23 protein-coding genes are annotated in these 25500 nt (G+C 60.4%); 13 read left to right on the top strand and 10 right to left on the bottom strand.

All coding sequences use genetic code 11. The annotated features are described in order from the left end of the window. Window positions 1-94 precede the first annotated feature (94 nt). The gene (locus ACTJKS_RS23445) at window positions 95-958 is read right to left on the bottom strand and encodes a universal stress protein (protein ID WP_041067371.1); all 864 of its coding nucleotides are present in this window, start codon (window positions 956-958) and stop codon (window positions 95-97) included. 159 nt (window positions 959-1117) lie between these two features. Between ACTJKS_RS23445 and ACTJKS_RS23440 the strand changes: the two genes are divergently transcribed. The 3 genes from ACTJKS_RS23440 to ACTJKS_RS23430 all read left to right on the top strand — a co-directional run bounded on the left by ACTJKS_RS23440 (window position 1118) and on the right by ACTJKS_RS23430 (window position 3944). After that, a complete protein-coding gene (locus ACTJKS_RS23440) occupies window positions 1118-1726 on the top strand; it encodes a tRNA-(ms[2]io[6]A)-hydroxylase (protein WP_108182977.1) in 609 nt (202 codons plus the stop codon). 223 nt (window positions 1727-1949) lie between these two features. Beyond that, on the top strand, window positions 1950-2657 hold the full coding sequence (locus ACTJKS_RS23435) for a response regulator (RefSeq protein ID WP_027613172.1): 708 nt from the start codon (window positions 1950-1952) through the stop codon (window positions 2655-2657). Continuing rightward, a complete protein-coding gene (locus ACTJKS_RS23430) occupies window positions 2658-3944 on the top strand; it encodes an ATP-binding protein (RefSeq protein WP_041067365.1) in 1287 nt (428 codons plus the stop codon). Between the two features lie 124 nt (window positions 3945-4068). On the opposite strand, the gene ACTJKS_RS23425 is transcribed toward ACTJKS_RS23430, so the two are convergent. Then, the gene (locus ACTJKS_RS23425; protein ID WP_108182976.1) at window positions 4069-4557 is read right to left on the bottom strand and encodes a GFA family protein; all 489 of its coding nucleotides are present in this window, start codon (window positions 4555-4557) and stop codon (window positions 4069-4071) included. A 232-nt stretch (window positions 4558-4789) separates the two neighbouring features. On the opposite strand from ACTJKS_RS23425, the gene ACTJKS_RS23420 reads away from it, so the two are divergent. The 3 genes from ACTJKS_RS23420 (at window position 4790) to ACTJKS_RS23410 (ending at window position 7995) form a co-directional block, all read left to right on the top strand. Then, complete coding sequence (locus ACTJKS_RS23420) at window positions 4790-5674, top strand: LysR substrate-binding domain-containing protein (protein ID WP_262948541.1); 885 nt, start codon at window positions 4790-4792, stop codon at window positions 5672-5674. A gap of 99 nt (window positions 5675-5773) precedes the next feature. Next, complete coding sequence (aguA, locus tag ACTJKS_RS23415) at window positions 5774-6895, top strand: agmatine deiminase (protein ID WP_108182974.1); 1122 nt, start codon at window positions 5774-5776, stop codon at window positions 6893-6895. A gap of 2 nt (window positions 6896-6897) precedes the next feature. Next, a complete protein-coding gene (locus ACTJKS_RS23410) occupies window positions 6898-7995 on the top strand; it encodes an extracellular solute-binding protein (protein ID WP_108182973.1) in 1098 nt (365 codons plus the stop codon). Window positions 7996-8124: 129 nt separating this feature from the next. On the opposite strand, the gene ACTJKS_RS23405 is transcribed toward ACTJKS_RS23410, so the two are convergent. Together ACTJKS_RS23405 and ACTJKS_RS23400 are read right to left on the bottom strand one after the other, a co-directional pair. Further along, window positions 8125-8745, bottom strand: coding sequence for a DNA-3-methyladenine glycosylase family protein (locus tag ACTJKS_RS23405; RefSeq protein ID WP_108182972.1), 621 nt, complete (start codon window positions 8743-8745; stop codon window positions 8125-8127). 39 nt (window positions 8746-8784) lie between these two features. Then, entirely contained in the window at window positions 8785-9867 is a 1083-nt protein-coding gene (locus ACTJKS_RS23400; protein WP_108182971.1) for a bifunctional transcriptional activator/DNA repair enzyme AdaA, read from the bottom strand. 184 nt (window positions 9868-10051) lie between these two features. Between ACTJKS_RS23400 and ACTJKS_RS23395 the strand changes: the two genes are divergently transcribed. Then, window positions 10052-10465 (top strand): VOC family protein, encoded by a 414-nt coding sequence (locus tag ACTJKS_RS23395; protein ID WP_108182970.1) that lies wholly within the window; start codon window positions 10052-10054, stop codon window positions 10463-10465. On the opposite strand, the gene ACTJKS_RS23390 is transcribed toward ACTJKS_RS23395, so the two are convergent. Further along, a complete protein-coding gene (locus ACTJKS_RS23390) occupies window positions 10462-11082 on the bottom strand; it encodes a LysE family translocator (protein ID WP_108182969.1) in 621 nt (206 codons plus the stop codon). The genes ACTJKS_RS23395 and ACTJKS_RS23390 overlap by 4 nt on opposite strands. 274 nt (window positions 11083-11356) lie before the next feature. Between ACTJKS_RS23390 and ACTJKS_RS23385 the strand changes: the two genes are divergently transcribed. Further along, window positions 11357-11971, top strand: coding sequence for a biliverdin-producing heme oxygenase (locus tag ACTJKS_RS23385; RefSeq protein ID WP_108182968.1), 615 nt, complete (start codon window positions 11357-11359; stop codon window positions 11969-11971). Further along, a complete protein-coding gene (locus ACTJKS_RS23380) occupies window positions 11968-14214 on the top strand; it encodes an ATP-binding protein (protein WP_108182967.1) in 2247 nt (748 codons plus the stop codon). The genes ACTJKS_RS23385 and ACTJKS_RS23380 overlap by 4 nt, the downstream gene beginning before the upstream one ends. An 86-nt stretch (window positions 14215-14300) precedes the next feature. Here the strand turns inward: ACTJKS_RS23380 and ACTJKS_RS23375 are convergent, their stop codons facing one another. Next, window positions 14301-17993 carry a hypothetical protein gene (locus ACTJKS_RS23375; RefSeq protein ID WP_262948544.1) on the bottom strand — a complete coding sequence of 1231 codons (3693 nt, stop codon included), beginning with the start codon at window positions 17991-17993 and terminating at the stop codon, window positions 14301-14303. A 295-nt stretch (window positions 17994-18288) separates the two neighbouring features. Between ACTJKS_RS23375 and ACTJKS_RS23370 the strand changes: the two genes are divergently transcribed. Further along, window positions 18289-18876 carry a LysE family translocator gene (locus tag ACTJKS_RS23370; protein WP_108182964.1) on the top strand — a complete coding sequence of 196 codons (588 nt, stop codon included), beginning with the start codon at window positions 18289-18291 and terminating at the stop codon, window positions 18874-18876. Window positions 18877-18891: 15 nt separating this feature from the next. On the opposite strand, the gene ACTJKS_RS23365 is transcribed toward ACTJKS_RS23370, so the two are convergent. The 3 genes from ACTJKS_RS23365 to ACTJKS_RS23355 form a co-directional block, all read right to left on the bottom strand. Continuing rightward, a complete protein-coding gene (locus ACTJKS_RS23365; protein ID WP_108182963.1) occupies window positions 18892-19725 on the bottom strand; it encodes an AraC family transcriptional regulator in 834 nt (277 codons plus the stop codon). Window positions 19726-19760: 35 nt separating this feature from the next. Then, window positions 19761-20264, bottom strand: coding sequence for a VOC family protein (locus ACTJKS_RS23360; RefSeq protein ID WP_108182962.1), 504 nt, complete (start codon window positions 20262-20264; stop codon window positions 19761-19763). A 235-nt stretch (window positions 20265-20499) separates the two neighbouring features. Beyond that, complete coding sequence (locus ACTJKS_RS23355) at window positions 20500-21168, bottom strand: class I SAM-dependent methyltransferase (RefSeq protein WP_108182961.1); 669 nt, start codon at window positions 21166-21168, stop codon at window positions 20500-20502. 93 nt (window positions 21169-21261) lie between these two features. Here ACTJKS_RS23355 and ACTJKS_RS23350 point away from each other — a divergent pair, with 93 nt between their 5' ends. Beyond that, on the top strand, window positions 21262-21654 hold the full coding sequence (locus ACTJKS_RS23350; protein ID WP_108182960.1) for a GFA family protein: 393 nt from the start codon (window positions 21262-21264) through the stop codon (window positions 21652-21654). Between the two features lie 131 nt (window positions 21655-21785). Here ACTJKS_RS23350 and ACTJKS_RS23345 read toward each other — a convergent pair whose 3' ends face one another. Further along, a complete protein-coding gene (locus ACTJKS_RS23345) occupies window positions 21786-22616 on the bottom strand; it encodes an alpha/beta fold hydrolase (RefSeq protein WP_108182958.1) in 831 nt (276 codons plus the stop codon). A gap of 251 nt (window positions 22617-22867) precedes the next feature. Between ACTJKS_RS23345 and ACTJKS_RS23340 the strand changes: the two genes are divergently transcribed. Continuing rightward, complete coding sequence (locus ACTJKS_RS23340) at window positions 22868-23323, top strand: (2Fe-2S)-binding protein (RefSeq protein WP_025111491.1); 456 nt, start codon at window positions 22868-22870, stop codon at window positions 23321-23323. A gap of 14 nt (window positions 23324-23337) precedes the next feature. Next, entirely contained in the window at window positions 23338-25500 is a 2163-nt protein-coding gene (locus ACTJKS_RS23335) for a xanthine dehydrogenase family protein molybdopterin-binding subunit (RefSeq protein ID WP_108182957.1), read from the top strand.

The raw sequence follows: 25500 nt of genomic DNA, 5'->3' as shown, positions 1-25500 counted from the left end.
CGCTATCGCTGGCAAGCCAGCTCCCACAGGGAGCTGCATTCCTACGGTGGGAGCGAGCCTGCTCGCGAAGGCGCCGGTTCAGGCACCGTAATCCTCAGTGTTTCACCGCCAACTCCACCAGATGATCCTCAACCTCCTGCGGCTTGAGCACCAGTACGTCGCTTTCCAGTGCATCCAGCACCACTTCAGCGGTATTGCCGATCAACGCGCCTGACAACCCGCTGCGCGCCACGGTGCCGATCACGGTCACCGCCGCCTGCAGCTTGTGCGCCATGAACGGAATCAACACATCCGCCGGGCCTTCCTCGATATGCAGGTGCTCGTCGTCCACATCGAACTCGGCCTGAAACGCCTTGCACTGCTCGCGGTACCGCGCTTCGATGGTTTCCTTGAGCTGGAAGGTCGGATCCGCGGCCGAGAGCATGGGCGACGGATGCGCCGTGATCACATGCAGATGCGCCTTGGCCAGGCTGGCAATGTCGTAGCCATGATCAATGATCGTGGTGTGCAAATGCCGGTGTTCGCCATCGGCATTGCCCACGTCCACAGCCGCAAGAATCACTCGATCTTTCCAGGAGGTGGATGTTTTCACCAACAGCACCGGAGTCGGGCAGTGGCGCAGCAGTTTCCAGTCGGCCGGGGTCAGCAGAGCCTTTTTCAGCGCGCTGTCGGGATAGTGCTGTTTGATCACCAGCCCGCAACCTTCGGCCTGCTGCACGTCGATGATGGTCTCGTGCAGGCTTTCGTTCCACGCCTGTTCGGTGGTCACGCTGTAGCCATCCGCCAGCAGTGCGGCTTTGAGCACGCCAAGCATGCCGGCATGGTCGTGCTTGCGGTCACACACCAGCAGGTGCAGATGGGCCTGGGTCACGCCGGCGATCAACTTGGCGCGCTTGAGCGCCAGGCTTTCCGAATGTTCGGGTTCGATGACCACCAGAATGCTGCGAATGGCTTGCATGAGCGGAGTCTCCAGCAAAGAAAAGGCACGGCGTTGCACAACTATAGTTGCTGCTCATGCGCCTGCGACTTGATGCATATCAACGCCTGCGACTGGTGGTCTGCGGGCAGGCCGGTATAATCGGCGGCCTTTGCTCGTACACCTTTTACCGTGAGCCTCATGATCCTTCCCGAAATCCACGAATTCCTTGGCTGCCGCACACCCGACGCCTGGGTCCAGGCCGCACTGGCCGATCAGGAAACCCTGCTGATCGACCACAAGAACTGCGAGTTCAAGGCCGCCAGCACCGCGCTGAGCCTGATTGCCAAGTACCATTCCCACGTCGACCTGATCAACATGATGTCGCGTCTGGCCCGGGAAGAACTGGTGCACCACGAACAGGTCATGCGCATCATGAAACGCCGCAAGATCGAGCTGCGCCAGCTGCACGCCGGGCGCTACGCCTCGGGATTGCGCAAAGTGGTGCGCAGCCACGAACCGGTGAAACTGGTGGATACGCTGGTGGTCGGCGCATTCATCGAAGCGCGCAGTTGCGAGCGTTTCGAAGCGCTGGTGCCGCATCTGGACGAAGAACTCGGCAAGTTCTATTTCGGCCTGCTGAAAAGCGAGGCGCGGCACTTCCAGGGTTATCTGAAACTGGCTTACCAGTACGGCGACGCGAAGGACATCGCTCAGGTGATCGACAGGGTGCGTGCTGCCGAGCAGGAACTGATCGAGTCGCCGGATGAAGAGTTTCGCTTCCACAGCGGTGTGCCGGCTGCCGCATAACCTGTAGGAGCTGCCGAAGGCTGCGATCTGTTGATCTTGTTTCAAAAATCAAAAGANAAGATCGCAGCCTTCGGCAGCTCCTACTTGTTAAAAACTCTTAAGAGTATGAAATATCACCAAAAACCGGCCCCTGCGGCCGGTTTTTGCTGCCCGAAACAACGCCTCGCCGACGATTGCCGCCATACTGTCGACCATTTCACACATGGGTTGGCAGACGGTCGTTATGGATAACCTGGGTTTTGGCAAAGTCTTGCTGGTCGAAGACGATGAACGTCTGGCCACGCTGATTGCGCACTTTCTCGAGCAGCATGGCTACGAGGTGCGCGCGGTGCATCGCGGCGATCTGGCGGTGGCCGCGTTTCTCGAATTCCAGCCCAAAGTGGTGGTGCTTGATCTGATGCTGCCGGGGCAGAGCGGGCTGCACGTGTGCCGGGAAATCCGCAGCGTGTCGGACACGCCGATTGTCATCCTCACCGCCAAGGAAGACGACCTCGACCACATTCTCGGCCTGGAATCCGGCGCCGACGATTACGTGATCAAGCCGATCAAACCGCCGGTATTGCTCGCTCGACTACGCGCCTTGCAGCGTCGGCAGATGCCGGAGGCCGGCGTGGTCAGTGCGCTGGAATTCGGTCGCTTGAGCATCGACCGCAGCTGCCGCGAAGTGCGGCTGGCTGGCGAGATCATCGAAATGACCACCATGGAATTCGAGCTGCTGTGGCTGCTGGCCAGCGCCGCCGGCAAAACCCTGTCCCGCGATGACATCCTCAACCGCATGCGCGGTATCGCCTTCGATGGGCTCAATCGCAGCGTCGACGTGTACATCAGCAAGTTGCGCAACAAGCTCAAGGACAATCCCCGTGAGCCAGTGTGCATCAAGACCGTGTGGGGCAAGGGTTACCTGTTCAATCCATTCGCGTGGGAGCTGTAGATGCTGCGGTTATTCCTCGGGCTGTTTCTGGTGATGACGGTGGGCCTGGTCCTGGCCCTGCAAACTGTCGAACACACCTTCAACGCGTTGCTCGACAACCAGATGCAGGCCTACAACCGTGAGGCGGTGCGCGGGCAGGCGTGGTCACTGGTCGAGCACATGCGCGATCAGCAAGGCGCGGCGCGTGAACAGCAGCTGGAAGCGTTGCGCCCGCACTACGGCTTGTCGCTGAAGCTGATCGAAGCCGATCAACTGGACCTCAGCACCGAGGAAAAGGCCGAGCTGGCGCAAAACCTGTTGGTGATCCGCGACAACTACACCCAATTCATCAGCAACATCGACGGTGGCTCGCAACTGCTCAGCATCAAGCTGCCGCCCGAACCGAGCCTGATGCCGTTCTACATCGCGGTGGCTTACGCGATGCTCGCGGTGCTCATCGGCATCGTCCTGTTCTTCTGGGTACGCCCGCACTGGCGCGATCTGGAAAAACTGCGTCTGGCCGCCGAGCGCTTTGGTGATAACGATCTGTCGGTGCGCATTCAACTGTCGAAACGCTCGAACATCCGCGATCTGGCGGAACACTTCAACCTGATGGCGGCGCGTATCGAGAGCCTGATCGCCAATCAGCGCGAGCTGACCAACGCGGTCTCCCACGAATTGCGTACGCCAATTGCGCGGCTGTCGTTTGAACTCGACCAGCTCAAGCAACAGCCGGACGCCAGCCAGAACCGCGAACTGATCGCCGACATGTACGCCGACCTCGGCGAGTTGGAAGAAATGGTCTCCGAACTGCTGACCTACGCTAGCCTCGAACGCGGTGCGACGGTGATCAAACGCGAAAACATTCAAGCGGCCAACTGGCTCGACAGCGTGGTCGGCAGCGTTGCGCTGGAGGCGGAAGCGGCGGGGGTGCAGTTACTGATTGGTGACTGCCGGCTCGACACCGTGCGCATCGAGCCGCGGTTCATGGCGCGGGCGGTGATCAATCTGCTGCGTAACGCCATTCGTTATGCCGAGCAGCGAGTCGAAGTGACGCTGGTGCGCAGCGGCGATTACTACGAAGTGCGGGTCAACGACGATGGCCCGGGGGTGCCGGTGGAGGGCCGGGAGAAAATTTTCGAACCGTTCTCGCGGCTGGATGCCAGCCGCGACCGTCGTACCGGTGGCTTTGGGTTGGGGCTGGCGTTGGTGCGACGGGTGTCGCAGTCCCATGGCGGGCAGGTCGAGGTCGGGGAATCGGTGTGGGGTGGGGCGTCGTTCCGGATGACCTGGGCGCATCTGGACTGATCTGCGTTGTCGGTTCCAGCCCTATCGCTGGCAAGCCAGCTCCCACAGGCTTTGTGTACGCCCCGGAACCTGTGGGAGCTGGCTTGCCAGCGATAGGGCCATCAAAGCCAGCGCAAATCCATGCTCATTTGACCAGCCCCAAGCGCTCATGCCACTGCGCAATCGACTCCTCGGGATACACCGCAAACTGCTTGTCCTTGGGCTTCGCATCCACTTCGACCCAGGGCGCCTTCGACCCCAGCATCAAATGCGTGTGTTGCGGCGGTACCGGCAGCGGCGTATCGATGGCCGAGGCGAACGGGTGGATCAGCTCCGGCCACTCAGGGCTGAACAACCATAAACCGCTGCCGCACTGTGAGCAGAAATGCCGTTCGGCCGTGCTGCGATGGGCACGTTTGTCACCTTCGTCCTTCATCCTGGCGTGGTAGATGCTGATGTGCTTGCGCCCCTGAACCTTGAGGCTGGCCGCGTCGCCACCCAGGTTGATCGCGTAACCGCCACCGCCCTGGGTCTTGCGGCAGATCGAGCAGTAGCAGCGTTGATAGGGATAGGGATGGGCGCTGGTCAGGCTGAAGGTAACGGCGCCGCAGTGGCAAGAGCCTTCGAGGTGCATGCTGGGCCTCCGGTTGGCTGGATGGGTTTGAATGAGCCTAGAAGAATTGTGTGAATGTGCCGACGCCATCGCTGGCAAGCCAGCTCCCACAGTGATTTTTTGGTGTGCGCGGCTTTGCCATTCGACACAAAACCTGTGGGAGCTGGCTTGCCAGCGATGAACGATAACGCGGAGCCACTGGACGCCTGCTCAAGGCCCGGTCAGCATGTCCCCAAAAAAGGCACCCCAACCCATGCGAAGACTCCCCTCACTGGCCGCCCTCAGAACCTTCGAATGCGCCGCCCGCCACGCGCATTTCGGCCGGGCTGCCGCCGAGTTGTGCGTCACCGACAGCGCGGTCAGCCACCAGATCCGTCAGCTCGAAGAGCAGCTCGGCGTCTCGCTGTTCATCCGCGAAGGCCGGCAGATCCGCCCGACCATCGCCGCCGGGCGCCTGATGCAGAGGCTGCAGCAGGCCTTCGAATTGATCGGCGAGGCCTGCGATGAACTGCGCGATCCATCCTCGCTGGCGGTCGTGCGTCTGGCGGTCACCGCCGAACTGGCGCAGAAGTGGCTGATGAACCGCCTCACTGATTTCTATGCGCGCTATCCGCACATCACCCTGCATCTCTACGAACAGCCGATCGACGCCAGCGCGCCCGGCGAGGACATCGATCTGGCGATCACCTACGGCATCGGACCTGCAGACAGCAGTTCCTACTTCGTGCGGCCGTTGCCAGCGCTGCAATTCTTCCCGGTGTGCAGCCCCGGGCTGTTCAACCAGGGCGCTCTGAAGTCGCCGAAGGACCTGGTGCGCCATTGCCTGCTGCACGACGATCAGGATGGCAAGACCTGGACAACGTGGCTCACCAGCCACGCCGGCGATCTGCGCCCGCAGCGTCAGTTGTATTTCGCCCATGCCGGTCTGGCGCTGGAAGCGGCGGCGCAGGGGCAGGGCGTGGCGATGGGCGACAACCTCACCGCGCACGAGGACCTGCTGAGCGGGCGACTGGTGCGGCCGTTCAACGCGAGCATGACCGCGCTCGGCCAATACGCGCTGGTCTGCGAGCGGCTGCGGCTGGAGCGTCCGGCGGTGGCGCAGATGCTCGAATGGTTCAACGATCAGTTGAGCGATTGATGAGTTGAATTCAACGGTTCCGCAATAATCATCGTTGGCGGGCCTGCCGTCCGCGACCTTAGCCTGTGGTCATTCCCCAACCCAAGACGAGGTTTGACCATGGCACGTTTGCTCGACTCCACCCCCAAACACGACGGCTTCCGTCTGCCCGGCGAATTCGAAGCCAAATCCGGCTGCTGGCTCGGCTGGCCGGAGCGCACCGACGTGTGGCGCAACGGCGCGAAACCGGCGCAGAAAGTCTGGGTGCAGATCGTCACCGCCATCTCCCACAGCGAACCGGTCACGGTCTGCGCCTCCGCCGCGCAATTCGCCACGGCGCGTCGGCAATTGCCGCCGCAAGTGCGCGTGGTCGAGATGACCTGCAACGACACCTGGTTTCGCGACAGCGGCCCGTGCTTTGTGGTCAACGATGAAAGCGGCGAAGTGCGTGGCGTCGACTTCGAATTCAACGCCTACGGCGGCCTCGACGGTGGCCTGTATTACCCGTGGGACAAGGACGACCAGATCGCCAGCAAGATCCTCGAAATCGAACGCTTCGACCGTTACCGCGCACCGCTGATTGCCGAACTCGGCGGCATCCAGAGTGACGGTCAGGGCAGCATCCTCACCACCGAACAGTGCTTGCTCAACCGCAATCGCAACCAGCATCTGGGCAAGGCCGAGGTCACTCGGCGCCTGACCGATTACCTTGGCGCCGAACAGGTGATCTGGCTGCCACGCGGCTGCAAGTTCGACGAAACCGATGGCCATGTCGATGACCTCGCGTGCTTCGTGCGCCCCGGCGAAGTGGTGCTGCAGTGGACCGACAACCGCGATGACCCGCAATGGGAAATCTATCAGGAGGCCTACGACATCCTGCGCAGCACCCGCGACAGCCGTGGCCGCGCGTTGATCGTGCACAAACTGCCGCAACCGGACGTGCTGGAATGGACCGCCGAGGAAGCCGAAGGCCTCGATCAGCAGGACAACACCCATACCCGTCAGGCCGGCACCAGAATCTGCGCGTCGTACATCAACTACTACGCCGGCAACAGTTCGATCGTGGTACCGCTGTTCGGTGATCGCAACGATCAGGTGGCCATGGCGACGCTCGCCGAACTGTTCCCGCAGCACAAGATCGTCGGCATCGAAAATTCCCGGGAAATCCTCCTCGGTGGCGGCAACGTCGCGTGCATCACCATGCCGCAATACGCCGGCGCGCCAAACATCAAGGGGGTGTGATGATGGGCCTGCACAAACTGACTCAAGCGTTATTGCTGGTGCTTGCACCCCTGTGTGTGCAGGCCGCCGACACCGCCAGACCGGTGGTCAATCTGTACATCTGGGGCGAGTATCTGGCCCCGGATACGCTGAAGAATTTCGAGGCGCAGACCGGCATTCAGGTGGTTGCCGATCACTTCGATTCGCTGGAAACCGTGGAAACCAAACTGCTCACCGGGCGCAGCGGTTATGACCTGGTGCTGACCGCCGGCCAGCACCTGTCGCGGGCCATCGAGAGTGGCGCGATCCAGCCGCTGGACAAGGCGCAAGTGCCGCACTTTGCCGGGGTTGGCGAGGAGTTTCGCCAGCACATGGCGGTGTTCGATCCGGGCAACCGCTACGCCGGGATTTACGCCTGGGGCACCACGGGGGTGGGCTATCAGGAACAGGCGATCAAGCAGCGTCTGCCGCAGGCGCCGACCGACAGTTGGGCGATGCTGTTTGACCCGGCCGTGGTGGCGAAATTTGCCGATTGCGGGGTAAGTCTGCTCAACGATCCGAACGAAGTGTTCGCGGCGGTCATGAAGTACATGGGCCTGGACATCAACCGGCAGAACCTCGATGACCTGAAACTCGCCGAGCAGCAACTGGCGAAGATCCGCCCGTACATTCGCTACTTCGACAACGACCTGAACATCAGCGACCTGGCCAACGGCAACACCTGCGTGGCGATGTCGTGGAACGGCAACGTGGCGATTGCAGCAGGGCAGGCGCAAGCGGCGAACAAGCCGTTCCAGCTCAGCTACCGCATCCCCAAAGAGGGCACGTTGATCTGGTTTGACGCCATGGTCATTCCCAAGGATGCGCCGCATCCGCAGGCCGGGCTGGCGTTGATGGATTATCTGATGACGCCTGAGGTGATCGCGCCGATCACTGACACCATCCACTACGCCAATGCGATCACGGCGGCAGATGCTTTGGTTGACGCGTCGATCCGTAATGATCCGGGGACGTACCCGTCAGCGGCGGTGCGGGCTTCGCTGTACAGCAAGAACGACAATGGCAAGGCGTTCAATCGGGCTTTGATTCGGGCGTTCAGCAAGTTGAAGTCAGGTCTCTGATTTGAGGTTGAATCAAATGGTGCCTTCGCGAGCAGGCTCGCTCCCGCCTTTGCAACGCATTCCCCTGTAGGAGCTGCCGCAGGCTGCGATCTCTTNGCAAGATCAAAAGATCGCAGCCTGCGGCAGCTCCTACAGGGTTTTTGGTACGCGCCACAAATACCAGGCCGCCACCGTCCGATACGGGCTCCACGCCAAGCCGATCTCGATCATCTGCTTGCGCGTCGGCTGCACCTCCAGCCCCTTCAATCGGCGATAGCCCTCGCGCACGCCAAAGTCATCCGCTGGCAAAATATCCATGCGTTCCAGGCTGTAGATCAGCAGCATCTCCACCGTCCAGCGGCCAACCCCGCGCAGGCTGACCAGACGCTCGATCAACGTCTCGTCGTCCATCGCCAGCGCGGTGGGGTAGTCCGGTACCACGCCGTCCAGCGTTGCCTGGGCGATGCCCTGAATCGTTGCAATCTTGCCCGCCGAAAAGCCGCAGCCGCGCAGTCGATCAAAGTCGGTCGCGAGAATCTGTTCCGGCCGGGGAAACGTCTGCCCGGGAAACAGCGCCACCAGACGCCCGACAATCGCGTCCCCGGCCTTGACGTGCAGTTGCTGATAGGCAATCGCCCGCACCAGCGACTGATACGGATCACGCGTCGGGTGCGGTTGATGCAGGCAGGGGCCGACGGCGGCAATATGGCGCTGCCAGTCTGGGTCAAGTGCGGCCAGATGTTCGCTTGCCGCTTGATAGCACTCAGTCATGATCTTTCAGCAAACATCGCCATCCTTTGGAGAGAGTGTTCAAAACGCCAGGGGGCGCGTGAGCTGCACCGCAGCGTTTTCCAGCCTCAGCAGAAACGCCTTGCGCGGCTGCCCACCACCATAGCCGGTCAGTGAGCCATCCGCACCGATCACCCGATGGCACGGCACCACGATCGACAACCGATTGTGCCCGTTGGCCAGCCCCACCGCGCGACTGGCGCCGGGTTTGCCCAAACGTGCCGCGATGGCACCGTAGGTGCTGGTGTGGCCGTAGGGGATGTTCAGCAGTTCGTCCCAGACTTGCCGGTCGAACGCGCTGCCGGGCAGGTGCAGTGGCACGCTGAAGGCGCTGCGGGTACCGGCGAAATATTCCTTCAGTTGCTGTTCGATCTGCTGCAGATGCGCATTGTGCCCCGGTGCGACCACGTAGCCGTGACGGGCCTGCAATTCCTCGACTTCGCGGGTCAGCGCCGGGCGGTCGAGAAACTCCAGCAACACCAGTCCCCGACGTTCGGCCATGGCGATCATCGGCCCCAGTGGTGTGGTCAGGCGGGTGAACAGCAGCGGTTCACTGTTGGCCGCGCGGCCCGGGGTGATGTGGAAGGATTTCTGGAATGCGTCACGAAAACCGCTGAGTGATTCATAGCCGGAGTCAAACGCGGCGTGATCAATCGAGGCGCCCTGGCGAATGCCGCCCAGCGCCATGCCGAGCCGGCGGGTGCGCAGCCATGCATGGAAGGTCATGCCGAAATGCTGCTTGAACCAGCGTCGCAGCTTCAGCGGTTCGATGCCTTCGGCCAGCAACTGGGCGTCGCTCCAGCGCACCTCGGGGTCGGCATCGACGGCTTTGAGCAGGCGCTGCACCCAATCGGGTGCGATGGCTGCAGCGTCCAGCGGTTTGCAGCGCAGGCAGGCGCGATAACCGGCGCTCAGGCACTCATCGGCATGGGCGAAAAATTCGACGTTTTCCGGCTTCGGCTTGCGCGCCGTGCAACTGGGGCGGCAGAAGATCCCGGTGGTTTTCACGGCCGTGAAGAACACCCCTTCGTAGGCGGTGTCGCGTTCGAGCATGGCGCGAACCATCTCGGCGTGGGGCGGCAGCAGTGCGGTTTGTATGTTCATGGCCAGAGCTTAAATCCAGGATTTTGATGGCTCCACCGAAAAATCGACAGTGAATTTCCAGAACCTCTGAACTACCGTGTAGGAGCTGCCGCAGGCTGCGATCTTTTGATCTTGTTTCTTGAAATCAAAAGCAAAAGATCGCAGCCTTCGGCAGCTCCTACAGAGTGGGTGAGGTGTCGAGTTTATGCATCCGTTTTCGATTCAACATATTGATCACATCGTTCTGCGTGTCGCCGATCTGCAACGCAGTATCGATTTCTACCGCCAGGTCTTCGGCGCCGAGGTGGTCAGGCACAACGAACCATTGGGTCTGGTGCACCTGCGCGCCGGCACCTCGATGATCGACCTCGTCGACTTGCAAGGCGAACTGGGCAAAAAGGGTGGCGGGGCGGCCGGTACCGAGCGGCGCAATGTCGATCACTTCTGCCTGCGCATCGAGCCGTTCGATGAATTTGCGCTGACCGAGCACTTGCGGGCACACGGTCTGACCGTGGAAAAAGCCGCCCGACGCTTCGGCGCCGAGGGCTACGGCCTGTCGTTGTATTGCTTCGACCCGGACGGCAATCAGGTCGAACTCAAAGGCCCGTCCGAGGCTTAAGCGCGTTTGGCGAACAACAGCACTGAAGCGGCCGCCGACAGCAGCCCTGCACAGCAACGGTTGAAGACCCGTTTGCCGCGCGGCTCGGCGAACCAGCGGCGCATGTGCAGGCCCATCCACGCATAGGCGCCGATCGCGATCCATTCCAGCAGCAGAAACAGTGCACCGAGCACGGCGAATTGCGCCGGCACCGGGCGGCTCGGGTCGACAAATTGCGGCAGGAACGCGGTGAACAGCAAAATCGCTTTCGGATTGCCCGCCGCCACCAGAAACTCCTGACGCGCCAGGCGCCAGAATCCCACCGACGCTCCCGCCATTTGCTGCTCGGCCTCGGGATTGGCGCGCCACAGTTGCCAGGCCAGGTACAGCAGATACGCCGCGCCGATGATCTTGATCGCATGGAACAGCCATTCCGAGGTCTGCAGCACCACTGACAGTCCGGCGCCGGCGAGGGCGATCATCCCGGCGAACGCGATAATCCGCCCGATACCGGCGGCGCAGGCCCGGCGATAGCCATAGCGGGTGGCATTGCTGACCGACAGCAAATTGTTCGGGCCGGGGGCCATGTTCAAGGCAAAGCAGGCCGGAAGAAACAGCGTAAGCGTGGCGAGATCCATGGATGTGGGCTCCAGAAGCGATGCCGCATTTTTATCACAGGCGGCGGCCGCGTTGACCCATACAGTCTCGCGGCGCTGTCGCGGTACAGCCTTGGCAGTCCCTTCAATCCAGTCGAACTTTTCCGATTGGCCGGAACTCTCAAAAGTCTGAAGGCGCTGGTTTCGTCAGAAAAATCTATGCGCCAAGTCAGAAAAAGGCGTTTGCCGTGTAATATTCGTCCAAAGCTGCAAACACCCTGCCGGCCCCGAAGCGGCCCCACCAAGAGCGATTTACATGCAAGCAAAGGCCCGTGAAGTTTATGTGCCGCCGGTGCTGCAAGATCTGCGAGCCGGCACTGCCGAACTGCACATCGCACTGGAAAAACGTCTTCCTTTTTTCTCCAATACCCTCGATTCCAACGCTTTCGTACGGTTGATGCAGGCTTATTACGGTTTTTATCGGCCACTGGAAAGCGCATTGCTCGACAGCGGCGCGATCCCGGTGGATTTCGATCTTGCGCCACGCCTCAAATCGCAGATTTTGCTCGATGACTTGCAGGCTCTGGGTCTCACGACCGAGACCATCGCCCGTTTGCCACAGTGTCAGACGTTGCCCGTGATCGACTCCGGGCCGACTTGCCTGGGTGTGTTGTACGTGCTGGAAGGGGCAACCCTCGGCGGGCAGATCCTGCGTCGCGAAATCGCTTCGCGGCTGAGCCTGGACGCCGACAATGGCGCGGCATTCCTCGACGTTTACGGCGCTGCCACCGGCCGCCGTTGGCGCGATTTCATTGATTACCTGGGCAGTCGACGGCTGAGTGCGGATGAACGTGAAGCCGTGGTTGCGGCGGCCCAATCCACATTCAGTTGTTTCGAGCGCTGGCTCGAAAGCCGGGAGGTACTGGCATGAACCCGCAAGACCAAGAAGCCTTTGAAGAACTGCTGGCCAACTGTGCCGACGAACCGATCCGCTTTCCGGGTGCCATCCAGCCCCATGGCCTGTTGCTGACCCTGAGCGAGCCGGCGCTGGAAATCATTCAGATCAGCGCCAACGTCGAGACCCTCTTGGCACGGCCGGCGCAGGAGCTGATCGGCCAGCCGCTGCACAGTCTGTTGGGTGAAGCGCCTGCCGCCGCTGTGCGCGATGCGCTGCAGCAACCGGTGTTCGCCGATGCCGGACCGCTGCATTTCCGCCTCAACGGCACCGCGTTCGAAGGTCTGCTGCACCGTCATCAAGGCGTGTTGATTCTGGAACTGGAAATCCACGTCGAAAACTTCCAGCCGCGTAACGTCGCCGGCAACCAGACCCATCTGGGACGCATGCTCCAGCGCTTGCAAGCAGCCACCACATTGCAGGCGCTGTATGACATCAGCGTCAAGGAAATCCAGGCGATGACCGGTTACGACCGGGTGCTGATCTACCGCTTCGAGGAGGAGGGCCACGGCCAGGTGATCGCCGAGGCGTCGGATCCGTCGATGGAAGTGTTCAACGGCCTGTTCTTCCCGGCCTCGGACATCCCCGAGCAAGCGCGCGAGCTGTACCGCACCAACTGGCTGCGGATCATCCCCAATGCCGATTACCAGCCGGTGCCGCTGGTGCCCAAGCTGCGCCCGGACACCCAGACCCCGCTGGACCTGAGTTTCGCCACCCTGCGCAGCGTCTCGCCGATTCATTGTCAGTACATGAAGAACATGGGCGTTCTGTCGTCGATGAGCATCTCGCTGCTCAAGGGTGACAAACTCTGGGGCCTGATCAGCTGTGGCAATCGCCAGCCGCTGCATGTGCCGCACGAGTTGCGCAGTGCCTGTCAGACCATCGGTCAGGTACTGTCGCTGCAGATCAGCGCGATGGAGGCGCTGGAACTCAGCCGTCAGCGTGAAGAAAAGGTCGAGGCACTGGCATTGCTCAAACAGGCCATGATCGACTCGCCGGAAAATGTCTTCGATGGTCTGGCGCAGCAACCGCAAGTGCTGATGGCGCTGGCCGGGGCCGGGGGCATTGCGATCATCGAAGACAAGCAGTTGCACCGTTACGGTAATTGCCCGGAGCCAGAAGACATTCGCGCCCTGCACAAGTGGCTGCAGGAAACCGGCGAGCCGGTGTTCGCCAGTCATCATCTGGCCAGCGTCTACCCGCCAGCCGCGCAGTTTCAGCAAGTGGCCAGCGGCGTGCTCGCCATGAGCCTGCCCAAACCGGTGGACAACGGCGTGTTGTGGTTCCGCCCCGAGGTCAAGGAGAACATCAACTGGAGCGGTGATCCGCGCAAGCCGCTGGATCTGGAAAACTCCGATGCCGGCCTGCGTCTGCGCCCGCGCACTTCGTTCGAAATCTGGAAAGTCGAGATGGCCGGGATCTCTACCAAGTGGAGCCACGGCGATCTGTTTGCGGCCAATGACCTGCGCCGCTCCGCACTGGAAAACGACCTGGCCCGGCAGGTGCACCGCGAGCAGGAAGCGGTGCGCGCCCGTGATGAGCTGGTGGCGGTGGTGTCCCATGACCTGCGCAACCCGATGACCGTGATTTCGATGCTCTGCGGCATGATGCAGAAGACTTTCAGTTCCGACGGCCCGCACACCTCGCGGCGCATCTCCACCGCGATCGACACCATGCAGCAGGCCGCCGGGCGGATGAACACGCTGCTCGAAGATTTGCTCGACACCTCGAAAATCGACGCCGGGCGCTACACCATCGCCCCGCAGACCTTGGACGTCGGGCAGATGTTCGAGGAAACCCAATCCCTGCTTGGGCCGCTGGCGCTGGACAAGGACATCAGCATCTCGTTCCAGGCCGACCCCGACCTGAAAATCCATGCCGACCCGGAGCGCCTGTTTCAGGTGCTGTCGAACCTGATCGGCAACGCGATCAAGTTCACCCCGCGCAAAGGCTCAGTGGGCGTACTGGCCAAGTCTGACGGCAGGGAAATCGTGTTTACGGTGCGCGATACCGGTGAAGGCATTCCCAAGGAAAACCTGGCGCGGGTGTTTGACCGCTACTGGACGGTGAAGGAGGGCAACCCGACCGGAACCGGACTGGGTTTGTACATCACGCAGGGGATTGTTGAGGCCCATGGCGGGCGCATCGAGGCCAGCAGTGAGCCGGGTGAGGGTACGGAGTTTCGGTTTACCGTGCCGGCGATGGTCGGGAGCGACTGACAGCCGTGAATCGTGACAGAACACAGCCCGGCAGGCGCTGGCCGGCCGGGCTGTGGGTCTACTCAGCGTGGCGATTTTGCGGGTCTTCAGTCCAGACCATGCAGCGCGCTGAATGCTTCTTTCGACAGCGGATTGAACCGGTTCTTTCGTATCTCGCTGATCGCATACAAGGCACGGCCCGTGCGGCCATTTCCATCACCAAAACCGTGGAAGCCAACCACTGTGCCGAGTAGCTGTTTGCTGAAGTGCTCGTGAGCGGTGTCCAGTTTCTTCAAATGCTCCTGCATCACGGCAAAGCCACTGATGCTACTGGCGTATTTCTTGTCGTTGACGCCTACACGAACAATGTCCGAGGTGGCAGGTGCGATGCTGACATGTAGCTGTCTGATCACGTCGGGGTCGGTCAACGCCTTATTGCTGTTAGCGTACTCTCGCAAGACGGCCACGATGCTGGCGAGATCGTTGCCCGGAGAATTCGAGGCATGAACGATCCAGGCGCCGGCTCGTTGGGCGTTATCGGTGAAGCCTTGAACGTTGTAGTTCGACTCTGGCAGCACACCGTTGTAAGGGGCTTTTCCCAGATCCTGTCTCAGCAGATTCTGCTGATGGCCCTTCATGTAGTTGACCTTGCGGGCCTCGATCTCGCTGACCGTTTCCAGCAAGTCGGTATATCCCTTGCCCGCCGAGCGTGCGGCCTGGAGATCGATACCGTTTTTTGCCAAGACTGTCGCCAGCAGTTCATCGATTGCCGTTTTGCCGATCAACGCTTCAAGCTCCTGAGCTTTTTGCAGCCTTCGCGTAGTGTCTATAACGGCTTTGTTGAAGAGGTGTTCCAGCTCCGCAGGGCTGGCGGTTTTCGGTAAAGGAATTTTCGTGTCTGTCAGGCGAGTGAGGATTTGGCTGGCACTTTCGAGGGTGTCATCCTTGAACAGTGCCCGCGCATGAGCCACCGTCGGCAATGTCATGCGAATCTCGGCCGCCGCGCCGGACTTGCTCAACGCTTTGACCAAGTCGTAGGAGCCACTGCTGGTGGTCGTCAGTCGACGCAACTGGCGGGCTGCTGTCATGCTGATCGAACTGCCAGCGTGGCTGAGTTTCAGCGCGCTTTTGCCTGCCAGCTTCCCGGCGCCGACGATCACTTGGGGAACACCGTCGACGGGGTTGAAGATTGACACCAGAACGCTGCCGGCCACGCGCCCGAGGCTTAGCAGCCTGGTGCTGCTTGCCACTGCCTTTGCCAACGCTCCGGCCGCCCCGATAAAGACAAAGGACACCGCGAGGGCGTCGATGACGCAACTGAAGGCGGCCCCACTGCGTTTATCCGGATCATCCGAAGTCAGTTGCTGGATACAGCCTCTGAATGGAATGAAGATGTTCAGAATGATGTTGGCAACGCGCTCGTACGCTTCCTGCTTTTCCTCGTATTCAGTCTGGTCATAGCCCATCCGGTAATATTCGTTGTAGGTGATGGGCGGGTTCTTTTGCGCAATGAAGTCGGCAATGTCTTTCAGCCTCGGCGATTGGTAACTTTCCATTGGCGATGTGTACCAGGCCGATTCTTCGTAGTGCGGCGCAAATTGACCAAACCGATCAAGCAGCATGCCAAACTCATGAACATCTGCATGCTCGGCCAGTTCCCAGTGGCGGCGCGGCAGTAATTTATTGATGTCCGCTTGTTCGCTCTGACTAGGCGTTGCACCCTGGAAGTAGGCTGCGTGCTCGGTAATGATGTTTTCCAGATAGGTAAGGCGCGGGAAATTCCCGGTCTTGCCGTTGATCGGCCCGTCGAAGCTTGCGGTGTCTTCATTAAATGCGTAGCCGCTGGCGAAAGCCTCGGCCAGGCGCTCGCTTTTGCGGCACACTCCCTGTAACGGGAACAACTCAAAGCAATGGTTTTTCGATTTGTGACGACACAGGATGACCACCCCGTGCGGGGAGAAGTGGTCGGCGCTGTGACCGGGGATATTGCGGTTGCCGCGCACCAGGTAGAGCGTTGAAGCGCCCTGTGTCAGTGCTTCTCGATCACTCATGCCGAGCCGGGAGAATGCCAGCCGGATCATGGTGCTGATTCCCGACTTGAAGGTTTCGTGCTGCGGCTTGAGCTTATCGGCATACAACTGATTGATTGGCGCAAGGCTGGCCAAATCTGGATGCACGTCATGCAAATTGCGCTTGGTCGATGTGCTGGTGAGGTTTTTACGGTGTAACTGGTTGGCAAGATAAAGATTGATCACCGTGTCGCTGATCAGTCCCCCTTTATTGTGCGGCGAACGAAATACCTCCTGATGATGGTCGATGTCGGCATCGAACAGCGTTTGCTGGGCCAGTTTTCTTCGGCTGACCGGCGCAGCGGTTATCGACTTCAGCGCCGCCTCCAGTTCATCGGCATACGTGTTGTAGCGATTCACTGCCGCTGTTGCGATTTGTTCTTCCGATAATGCCGAGTCTTCACGGAGCATTACCTCGTTGATGTTTGCCCAATCCAGCACGCATTGCAGATTGAGTAATTGATGCAGGGCGCGTTGTGCATCGCTGAGCGGCGCAAGTGCGGCAAACTTCATCAGTTGCTCATAAGACAGTTTGCGCGACAAGCCGGGAGCGATCCTTTCTGTCAGCATGACCGCCTTGCGCAACATGACCCAGCCTGGTGAACCGATCAGCAGTGTCGGCGGTGTAACGACCAGAAACTCCGGTGATTGCCCCGCCAGCACCAGTTCCACTGCCAGGTAAGCGGCGAACGGACTGACGCGGTTGATCTGCTCAAAATGGCCTTTGAGACGTGTCCGCGCCTGCGCCGGGGTTTCATGCACATACAGCGATTCATAACGCAGACTTCGATGAGTTTCGACCCGCTCATCCGAGCCCATGTCCAGGTCCAGCACGACCGCGGCGAGCAGCAACCGGCTGCGGGTGACCTCCGTTACCGTGTGTGCCTTGCCCTCGATCAGAAGTGCATCGAAACAACTCTGAGCCAGACTTTTTGCCTCGCTCGTTTGCATCAGAATTTCCCACGCCAGTCGCGGATCTTCCTGCAGCAAGGCGCCGCTTCTCTTCTTGAGCAGCACATCCGTCAGGTAGTTGATCAACGGCTCGGAATACCGCCCCGAGTCAGCCATCAACGTTCGCACGACCTGCATGATCACAGGATACTGCTCCGGCTCGACTATCAGGGCGACATCCTGAGTCTCTTCGGAAATACCCCAGTAGTTAGCGAATTTTGGCGGCGCGGGCATTTTAAAGTTCAGGTAGTCGATCAGGTTTGCAAGGTCTGCGTAGTCGTTGGGCGGATCGATTTCCTGAAATGCAAGCCAGTTGCGCAGTGGCACGGTGGCGCTGGAGGAAATAATGCCGCCAGAACGCCATGCGGTTTTCGACAAGAGTTCGATATCGTTCCGTAAAGACTCGATCTCATACAGTTCATCGGTAATGATAGTGTAGTGGATGTAAAAACCCGTAGCGCCGAACTCTTCATAGGCGGCGTAAACTTCACCATTGCTTCTGACCATAAAGAAGTGATCGGCAGGCAGGTCGAAGGAGGCAATGAATTCAATGAATTCTGGATGTTTGCTGAGTGAGCGCAGCAATAATTTGCCGGCGAGATGTTCACTGTCGAAACGGCTTCCCGAAACAACTTTCGTAGCGAGTTGCATGAAGTTTTCTTCAGCACGAAAGGCTTGCCGAAGGAAGTTTCGGTTCTCCAGAGCCTTGGCGATGTTCAGTCGTTCAGCTTCGTCGGCCGATGCAGGGGCAGTTGCAAAAAGGTTGCGATTAATGTCCATATTGACTTCTTCTGGTTCGGGTTATGTAGCGCAGCAGTCAGCCAAGTTGAATTGGCGGGTTGTGAAGTGGTCGGGAATATAAAACGTCGCGCAATGTTGGTGTTTCATTTTGAGTTGCTAGTTGTTATTAAAAGTATCGAGATGTCTGCGCGAAGTATTAAGTGGCAACAGAAACTTCTTCTCCGGCTTCAAGTGCCTGAGTTGTGGCGCGGGTCGTGGGTGATTTTGTTCAATACGCGAGCCGGCGGCACTGTTTACTGTTGGCGCCTTGTTCCCCAATTGCAGCAGGTGCGTAATGAGTCTGATTGTGTCGATGGCGGCGTTTGCGCTGGTGGCGTCCATAACCCCGGGGCCGGTGAATATCGTCGCGCTGAGTTCCGGAGCGCAGTATGGCTTTCGGGCCAGTCAGCGGCACGTGGCGGGGGCGACGCTGGGCTTTGTGCTATTGCTGGTGCTGATGGGGTTGGGCCTGCATGAAGTCCTGAAACTGTGGCCATTCCTGACCCGGGTGGTGCAATTGGCCGGGGTGGCGTTTCTGTTGTTCATGGCCTGGAAGCTGGCTGCCGATGACGGCCAGTTGCATGCCGGCGAAGCGGGGCGGGCGCCGTCGATGCTGTACGGCGCGGTGATGCAATGGCTCAACCCGAAAGCGTGGCTGGCCTGTGTGGCAGGAATGGGCGCGTTTGTCGCCGATGGCGAGGCGCGGCTGGTCTGGCAGTTCGCCGCAGTGTATCTGGTGATCTGTTATCTGTCGGTCGGTTGCTGGGTGTACGCCGGAACGTTTTTGCGGGGGTATCTGGGCAATCCGGCGGGGATGCGCCTGTTCAATCGCTTGATGGCTCTGTTGCTGGCGGCGAGCGCGGTTTATCTGCTGTTACCGTGAGCCCGAAGTCGATGGTCAGCCGCGATATTGGCCGGGTGTCGCGGCCAGATGCTGTTTGAACGCGCGCTGAAAATGCGCCTGATCGGCAAACCCTGCTTCCAGTGCAACATCGGCAATCAGCTGGCCGCTGCGCAGGCGTTCGCGGGCAAACTGGATGCGCTGGTTGACCAGGAACGCGTGCGGCGTCATGCCGTAATGCTGTTTGAATGCACGGATCAGATACGACGGTGACAACTGTGCCGCCGTGCAGATGTCCTCCAGGCTGAGCAGGTCGGTGCAGTGTTCGCGGATGAAGTCGGCAGCGCGTTCGAGCTTGAAATTCGGTTCACGCTGCGGTGGTTCAGCCGGGTTCAGGCGTAGTTGCAGATCGCTGAAAAACTCCACCGCTGCGCTGTGTTTGCGCAGTACGTCCTGCTGCTCGTCGACCAGTGTGGCGTACAGCGCTCGCAGGTCACGAAACAGTCGCGGGTCATCCAGATGAGTATTGGAAAACCGCCGAAACTCAAGCTCCGCACTGAACCCCAGTTGATGCTGCAGATCCGTCAGCCACGGCGTCTCGACATACAACATCAAGTACGACCACGGCTGATCATCGATCGGATTGCAGGCGTGCACGTCGCCCGGATTCATCAGCACCACGGTGCCGGCGGCCACTTCGAATGTCGATTGCTCATGCACATAAATGCTGCGCCCGGCCGTGATCGCGCCGATGGAAAAGTGCGCATGGGAATGGCGTGAGTAGCAGACCTCACGACCATCGGCAATGGCCCGCGCTTCGATGAAGGGCAGGGCATCGTCCCGCCAGAAGCGTGGGGCTTTTTGAGGGTTTTTGGCGGCAGCGTGTTTCATCGTTATGGTTCCCGGCAGGCCAGACCCGGAGTGTATTAGCTCTGGCCGGCAAAGGCCCGCTCCAGTTCGGCGATGTCGAGTTTTTTCATCGTGAACATGGCCTGCATCGCCCGTTGCGACTTGCTGGTGTCGGGGTCCAACATCATGTGCATGAACGCCACCGGCACGATCTGCCACGACACCCCGAACTGATCCTTGAGCCAGCCGCATTGCTGGGCCTCGACCGGGCCACCGGCCGACAGATTGCCCCAGAAATGGTCGACTTCTTCCTGATTCTGGCAGTTGACCTGAAACGAAATGGCTTCACTGAACTTGAACAGCGGCCCGCCGTTGAGGCCGGTGAAGGTCTGGCCGTCGAGTTCGAAGCTGACGGTCATCACCGCGCCTTCCGGCTTGCCGTGAAATTCCTCGCCGACCTTGCTGTAGTGGGTGAGGCCGGTGATATTCGAATGATCGAAGATCGAGCAATAGAACTTCGCAGCCGCTTCGGCCTGATCGTCGAACCACAGGCACGGCGTGATTTTCTGGAAACGTTGCATGGCAGTCATCCTCGGCAGGTTAGACACGCAGGATTTACAGCGTAGTCAGTCCTTGGTCGACTGGCGGTGCCGTAGATCGACAAGTGCAGTGCAATTCAGCAACACCCTGAACCTGTGGGAGCTGGCTTGCCAGCGATGAGGCCGGCACCTTCAGAAGTGATGTTGCCTGAGCCACCGCCATCGCTGGCAAGCCAGCTCCCACAATGTCTGTGACTCAGTCAGGATGTGCAGGAAGTCAGCGCCGTTCGGCGATCATCAGTAACGACTGCGGCACCGGGCTTTGCGGATGCTGCGGCTCTTGCAGGCTGACCAGGTGAAACCCGGCCATGTCCAGCGCGTTGCACCAGCTCGACAGCGTGCGGAAATACCACGGCATCGGCTGCCACTGGCCCTTGAACGCGGCGAACGATTCTTCACGCCACCCATCCTGATAATTGCCGGCCGCCACGGCCCACGGATGCAGGGTCTGAATGATCATGGTGCCGCCCGAAACCAGCAACGCATGCATGGCGGCGAGCAATGGAATGATGTCCTGATGCAGCAGCGAGAAGTTGGCGCAGATCAAATCGTAATCACGGCCAATAGCGCCTTCGGCCTCGACCAGCGTCTGGTAACTGGCGACACGCACATTGGCTGAACCGGCCGCGCGTGCCGCCTCGATCAGCCTCGCATCACCGTCGACACCCACCGCATCGATGCTGCGATCCGCCAGCGCGCGCAACAACCAGCCTTCGCCGCAACCCAGATCCAGCACGCGTTCCGGTTGGCGGCCCATGATCGCCAGCAGGATCGCCTGATCGGTGACCTGCTGGCGGCTTTCGATGGCACCGCTGCGGATCACCTCGATCCAGGCATCAGCGTTGGCGTGCCAGCTCTGTAACAAGGTGGATTCAGGGGAGGACATGGCGCTGTCTCCGGCAAAGGGCAAATTGTGAGCGTTCGCTTGTACGGCTGCTATGTTCAAAGGCTGAACAGAGTCTGACAGAGGATAGACACCATGACCCCATTAACCGGCGGTTGCCTGTGCGGCGATGTTCGCTTCGAAGCTGCGGGCCAACCTTACCGCATCGGCATTTGCCATTGCCTCGACTGCCGCAAACATCACGGCGCATTGTTTCACGCATCGGCAATATTTCCCGAGAAGGCGGTGACCGTCAGCGGGACTCTCGGCGAGTATCAAGGGCGGGTGTTTTGCCCGCGCTGTGGTTCGCCAGTACTTGCACGTTCGGAGGATGAGATTGAAGTGAATGTCGGCTCGCTGGACGAGCCGAACCGGTTCAAGCCGACGTATGAGCTGTGGACCATCCGCCGGGAGTCATGGTTGCCAGCGCTGCCGCTGGCGCACCACTACGAACGTGATCGTGAAGGGACGGGCCGTACCGAGGCGTAGTACGCAGTCAAGCCAATCACCCAGTCCCCTGTGGGAGCTGGCTTGCCAGCGANATGAGGCCGGCGCATCCACAATTGATGTTGCCTGATCCACCGCCATCGCTGGCAAGCCAGCTCCCACAATGATGTGTGTCACCCGCGAATAAACGCCAACAAATCCGCATTGATCGTCGGCGCCTCGGTTGTCGGCATTCCGTGCGGGAAGCCCGGATACGACTTCAGCGTGCCATTTGGCAGCAGTTTCGCCGACAAAGGCCCCGAGTTCGCATACGGCACGATCTGGTCGTCTTCGCCGTGCATTACCAGCACCGGCACGGTGACTTTTTTCAGGTCTTCGGTGAAGTCGGTCTGGGAGAACGCGACGATCCCGTCGTAATGCGCTTTGGCGCCGCCGATCATGCCCTGACGCCACCAGTTGCCGATGATCCCTTCCGAAGGTTTTGCTCCCGGGCGGTTATAGCCATAGAAAGGACCGCTGGGAATGTCGCGATAGAACTGCGCGCGATTGGCCGCCAGTTGTGCCTGAAAATCATCGAACACCGATTTCGGCAACCCACCGGGATTGCTTTCGGTCTGGACCATCAACGGTGGCACCGCGCTGATCAACACGCCTTTGGCCACGTTGTCCTGCCCATGTCGGGCGATGTAGTGGATGACCTCACCGCCGCCGGTGGAGTGGCCGACATGCACCACGTTCTTCACCCCCAGATACTGAACCACCGCCAGCGCATCGTCGGCGTAATGGTCCATGTCGTGGCCGTCCCAGACCTGGCTCGAACGTCCATGGCCCCGACGGTCATGGGCAATCACCCGAAAGCCCTGGCCCAGGAAGAACAGCATCTGCGCATCCCAGTCGTCCGAGCTGAGTGGCCAGCCGTGGTGGAAGTGGATCACCGGAGCGTCCTTCGGGCCCCAGTCCTTGTAGAAGATATCCACGCCGTCTTGAGTGGTGACAAATCCCATGTTCGCGACTCCTGACCAATGTGATGGGTGACCGCGCTCGTCGCAAACCGGTGGTGCTGGCTCGGGTGAGCGCCGTTATCAGCCAGAAGATTAAAGTCGACATTTTTACGTTGAGGCATGACCGGTGGTCGCAACGTCTGGCTTGCGGCGCAATTTGGGCTTTGCTGAAAGGGATAAGCCGAGGCGCGCACTGGCTTCGATGGCCGTAGCGACGCCCCTTCAGAACACCGTGAGTCTGAGGAAAATCCCCGATGCTGACCTTGAATATCAATGGCAAGGATCAGGAACTCGATGTGCCGGCAGACATGCCGCTGCTCTGGGTCCTGCGTGATGTGGCGCACCTGACCGGTACCAAATTCGGCTGTGGCATGGCCCAGTGCGGTGCCTGCACCGTACACGTTGATGGGGCACCGTTGCGTGCCTGTATCACGCCCGCCACTGCCGTGGCCAACGGTCAGAAAATCCTCACCATCGAAGGCCTGTCCACCGACGGCTCGCACCCGGTGCAGCAAGCCTGGGCCGAACTCGACGTGGTGCAATGCGGTTACTGTCAGTCCGGGCAGATCATGTCTGCCGCCGCGCTGCTTGCGAAAATCCCCAAACCTACCGACAGCGATATCGATCAGGCGCTCTCCGGCAACATTTGCCGCTGCGGCACCTATCCGCGAATCCGCGCAGCAGTGAAACGTGCGGCCGAAATTGGCTGATTGGGAGATAGACGATGAACAGTCCTGTATCGCGTCGCGGCTTTCTCAAGGGCAGTGCCGTGCTGGGTGGCGGTCTGGTGGTGGCGTTTGTCGTGCCCGGTGCCCATCGGTTTGCGCGGGCAGCGGAGAATGAAGGCAAGGTCTTCGCGCCGAATGCGTTTTTGCGTATCGCCGCCGACAACAGCGTGACGGTGTTGCTCGGGCATTCGGAAATGGGCCAAGGCATCTGGACTGGCCTGACCATGTTGATCGCCGAAGAACTGGACGCCGATTGGTCGACGATCCGCGTCGAACACTCGCCGGCCTCGGCGGCCAATTACGGCATGCCGGCATTTGGCGGAATGCAGATTACCGGCGGCTCGACTTCGACCTGGATGGAGTTCGACCGTTACCGGCTGGCCGGGGCCACGGCGCGGCAGATGCTGGTGGAAGCGGCGGCCAAGCGCTTCAACGTCGCTGCGTCGACGATTCGCACCGAATCGGGCGTAGTGATTGCCGGCGATAAACGCGCGACGTACGGCGAACTGGCGGACGCTGCCGGGCAACTGCCAGTGCCGGATCCGAAGTCAATCACCTTCAAGGAGGCCAAGGACTGGAAGGTCATCGGCAAACCGACCAAACGCCTCGACACCCCGGAGAAAATCACCGGGCGCGCCAAGTTCGGTATGGACGTGCAGTTCGACGGCTTGATGACGGCGATGGTCGCGCGGGCGCCGGTGTTCGGTGCCACGGTCAAATCCTTCGAGGGCGCCGAGGCGCTGGCGGTGCCCGGCGTGCACAAAGTGGTGCAGGTGCCGACGGGCGTGGCGGTGATCGCCGAGCATTATTGGGCGGCGAAACTTGGTCGCGATGCGTTGAAGGTCGATTGGGAACTTGGGCCGCACGCTGACCTGAGCAGTCAGGGCCTGCTCGACAGTTTCCGCAAACTGGCAGCGACACCGGGCACTTCCGCCAGTCAGGCCGGGGATCCGCAGGGCACCTTCAATAAAGCGGCGAAGAAAATCGACGTCGAGTACAGCGTGCCGTATCTGGCGCATGCACCGATGGAACCGCTCAACTGCACGGTGAAGATCAGCGCCGACAAGTGCGAAATCTGGACCGGCACGCAATTCCAGACCCTCGACCAGATGGTCGCCGGCAAGATCACCGGGCTCAAACCGGAGCAGGTGGAGATTCACACCGAGTTTCTGGGCGGCGGTTTCGGGCGCCGGGCCAATCCGACTTCGGACTTCGTCGCTGAAGCCGTGCAAGTGGCGAAAGCTGCCGGGATGCCGGTGAAAACCGTGTGGTCCCGTGAGGATGATATTCGCGGCGGTTATTACCGCTCGATGTTCCTGCATCAGGCGCGCATCGGCCTCGACGGGCAGGGCATGCCGTTGAGCTGGCAGCATGTGCTGGTCGGTCAATCGATCATGGCCGGCACCATGCTCGAACAGACCATGGTCAAGAACGGTATCGACGCAACCTCGGTCGAAGGCGTGGCCGACAGCCCGTATATCAAGGGCCTGGCCCATCAACAGGTTGAACTGCATTCGCCGCAGACCGGGATCAATGTGTTGTGGCTGCGTTCGGTGGGGCACAGCCACACCGCGTTCGTCATGGAGTCGCTGATCGATGAAATGGCCACGGCGGCCGGCAAGGACCCGGTGGAATACCGGCGAACGTTGCTCAAGGATCATGCGCGCCATCTCGGCGTGCTGAATCTGGCGGTGGAGAAGGCCAACTGGACAGCGCCATTGCCGGACGGGCATGCGCTGGGCGTGGCGGTGCACGAGTCGTTCGGCAGTTATGTGGCGCAGGTGGCCGAGGTCTCCCAGGACAATCTGGCGATCCGCGTGCACCGCGTGGTGTGTGCGGTGGATTGCGGGATCGCGGTCAATCCGCAGAGCATCGCGGCGCAGATGGAATCGTGCATCACCTTTGGCCTGGGCATGGCGCTGCACAGCAAGCTGACGGTCAAGGACGGCGCGGTGGTGCAATCCAATTATCACGACTATCAGGTGCTGCGCCTCAATGAGATGCCGCTGGTCGAAGTGCATATCGTGCCCAGCAGCGACAAGCCCGGGGGCATCGGTGAGGCGGGGGTTCCGCCCACCGCGCCGGCGGTGGCCAACGCGGTGTATGCACTGACCGGGCAACGTTTGCGTGAACTGCCGCTGCAACTGTCGGGGGTGTGA

It is taken from the genome of Pseudomonas sp. 22189 (genome assembly GCF_052045635.1).
GTDB lineage: Bacteria > Pseudomonadota > Gammaproteobacteria > Pseudomonadales > Pseudomonadaceae > Aquipseudomonas > Aquipseudomonas parakoreensis.
The sequence above is the reverse complement of the archived record's forward strand: the minus strand, read 5'-3'. Positions and strand labels throughout refer to the sequence as shown.

Excerpts from the sequence above, each read along its gene's own strand:
- ACTJKS_RS23445 (WP_041067371.1), bottom strand. The coding sequence starts at position 958 with ATGCAAGCCATTCGCAGCATTCTGGTGGTCATCGAACCCGAACATTCG.
- ACTJKS_RS23440 (WP_108182977.1), top strand. The coding sequence starts at position 1,118 with ATGATCCTTCCCGAAATCCACGAATTCCTTGGCTGCCGCACACCCGAC.
- ACTJKS_RS23435 (WP_027613172.1), top strand. The coding sequence starts at position 1,950 with ATGGATAACCTGGGTTTTGGCAAAGTCTTGCTGGTCGAAGACGATGAA.
- ACTJKS_RS23430 (WP_041067365.1), top strand. The coding sequence starts at position 2,658 with ATGCTGCGGTTATTCCTCGGGCTGTTTCTGGTGATGACGGTGGGCCTG.
- ACTJKS_RS23425 (WP_108182976.1), bottom strand. The coding sequence starts at position 4,557 with ATGCACCTCGAAGGCTCTTGCCACTGCGGCGCCGTTACCTTCAGCCTG.
- ACTJKS_RS23420 (WP_262948541.1), top strand. The coding sequence starts at position 4,790 with ATGCGAAGACTCCCCTCACTGGCCGCCCTCAGAACCTTCGAATGCGCC.
- aguA (WP_108182974.1), top strand. The coding sequence starts at position 5,774 with ATGGCACGTTTGCTCGACTCCACCCCCAAACACGACGGCTTCCGTCTG.
- ACTJKS_RS23410 (WP_108182973.1), top strand. The coding sequence starts at position 6,898 with ATGGGCCTGCACAAACTGACTCAAGCGTTATTGCTGGTGCTTGCACCC.
- ACTJKS_RS23405 (WP_108182972.1), bottom strand. The coding sequence starts at position 8,745 with ATGACTGAGTGCTATCAAGCGGCAAGCGAACATCTGGCCGCACTTGAC.
- ACTJKS_RS23400 (WP_108182971.1), bottom strand. The coding sequence starts at position 9,867 with ATGAACATACAAACCGCACTGCTGCCGCCCCACGCCGAGATGGTTCGC.
- ACTJKS_RS23395 (WP_108182970.1), top strand. The coding sequence starts at position 10,052 with ATGCATCCGTTTTCGATTCAACATATTGATCACATCGTTCTGCGTGTC.
- ACTJKS_RS23390 (WP_108182969.1), bottom strand. The coding sequence starts at position 11,082 with ATGGATCTCGCCACGCTTACGCTGTTTCTTCCGGCCTGCTTTGCCTTG.
- ACTJKS_RS23385 (WP_108182968.1), top strand. The coding sequence starts at position 11,357 with ATGCAAGCAAAGGCCCGTGAAGTTTATGTGCCGCCGGTGCTGCAAGAT.
- ACTJKS_RS23380 (WP_108182967.1), top strand. The coding sequence starts at position 11,968 with ATGAACCCGCAAGACCAAGAAGCCTTTGAAGAACTGCTGGCCAACTGT.
- ACTJKS_RS23375 (WP_262948544.1), bottom strand. The coding sequence starts at position 17,993 with ATGGACATTAATCGCAACCTTTTTGCAACTGCCCCTGCATCGGCCGAC.
- ACTJKS_RS23370 (WP_108182964.1), top strand. The coding sequence starts at position 18,289 with ATGAGTCTGATTGTGTCGATGGCGGCGTTTGCGCTGGTGGCGTCCATA.
- ACTJKS_RS23365 (WP_108182963.1), bottom strand. The coding sequence starts at position 19,725 with ATGAAACACGCTGCCGCCAAAAACCCTCAAAAAGCCCCACGCTTCTGG.
- ACTJKS_RS23360 (WP_108182962.1), bottom strand. The coding sequence starts at position 20,264 with ATGCAACGTTTCCAGAAAATCACGCCGTGCCTGTGGTTCGACGATCAG.
- ACTJKS_RS23355 (WP_108182961.1), bottom strand. The coding sequence starts at position 21,168 with ATGTCCTCCCCTGAATCCACCTTGTTACAGAGCTGGCACGCCAACGCT.
- ACTJKS_RS23350 (WP_108182960.1), top strand. The coding sequence starts at position 21,262 with ATGACCCCATTAACCGGCGGTTGCCTGTGCGGCGATGTTCGCTTCGAA.
- ACTJKS_RS23345 (WP_108182958.1), bottom strand. The coding sequence starts at position 22,616 with ATGGGATTTGTCACCACTCAAGACGGCGTGGATATCTTCTACAAGGAC.
- ACTJKS_RS23340 (WP_025111491.1), top strand. The coding sequence starts at position 22,868 with ATGCTGACCTTGAATATCAATGGCAAGGATCAGGAACTCGATGTGCCG.
- ACTJKS_RS23335 (WP_108182957.1), top strand. The coding sequence starts at position 23,338 with ATGAACAGTCCTGTATCGCGTCGCGGCTTTCTCAAGGGCAGTGCCGTG.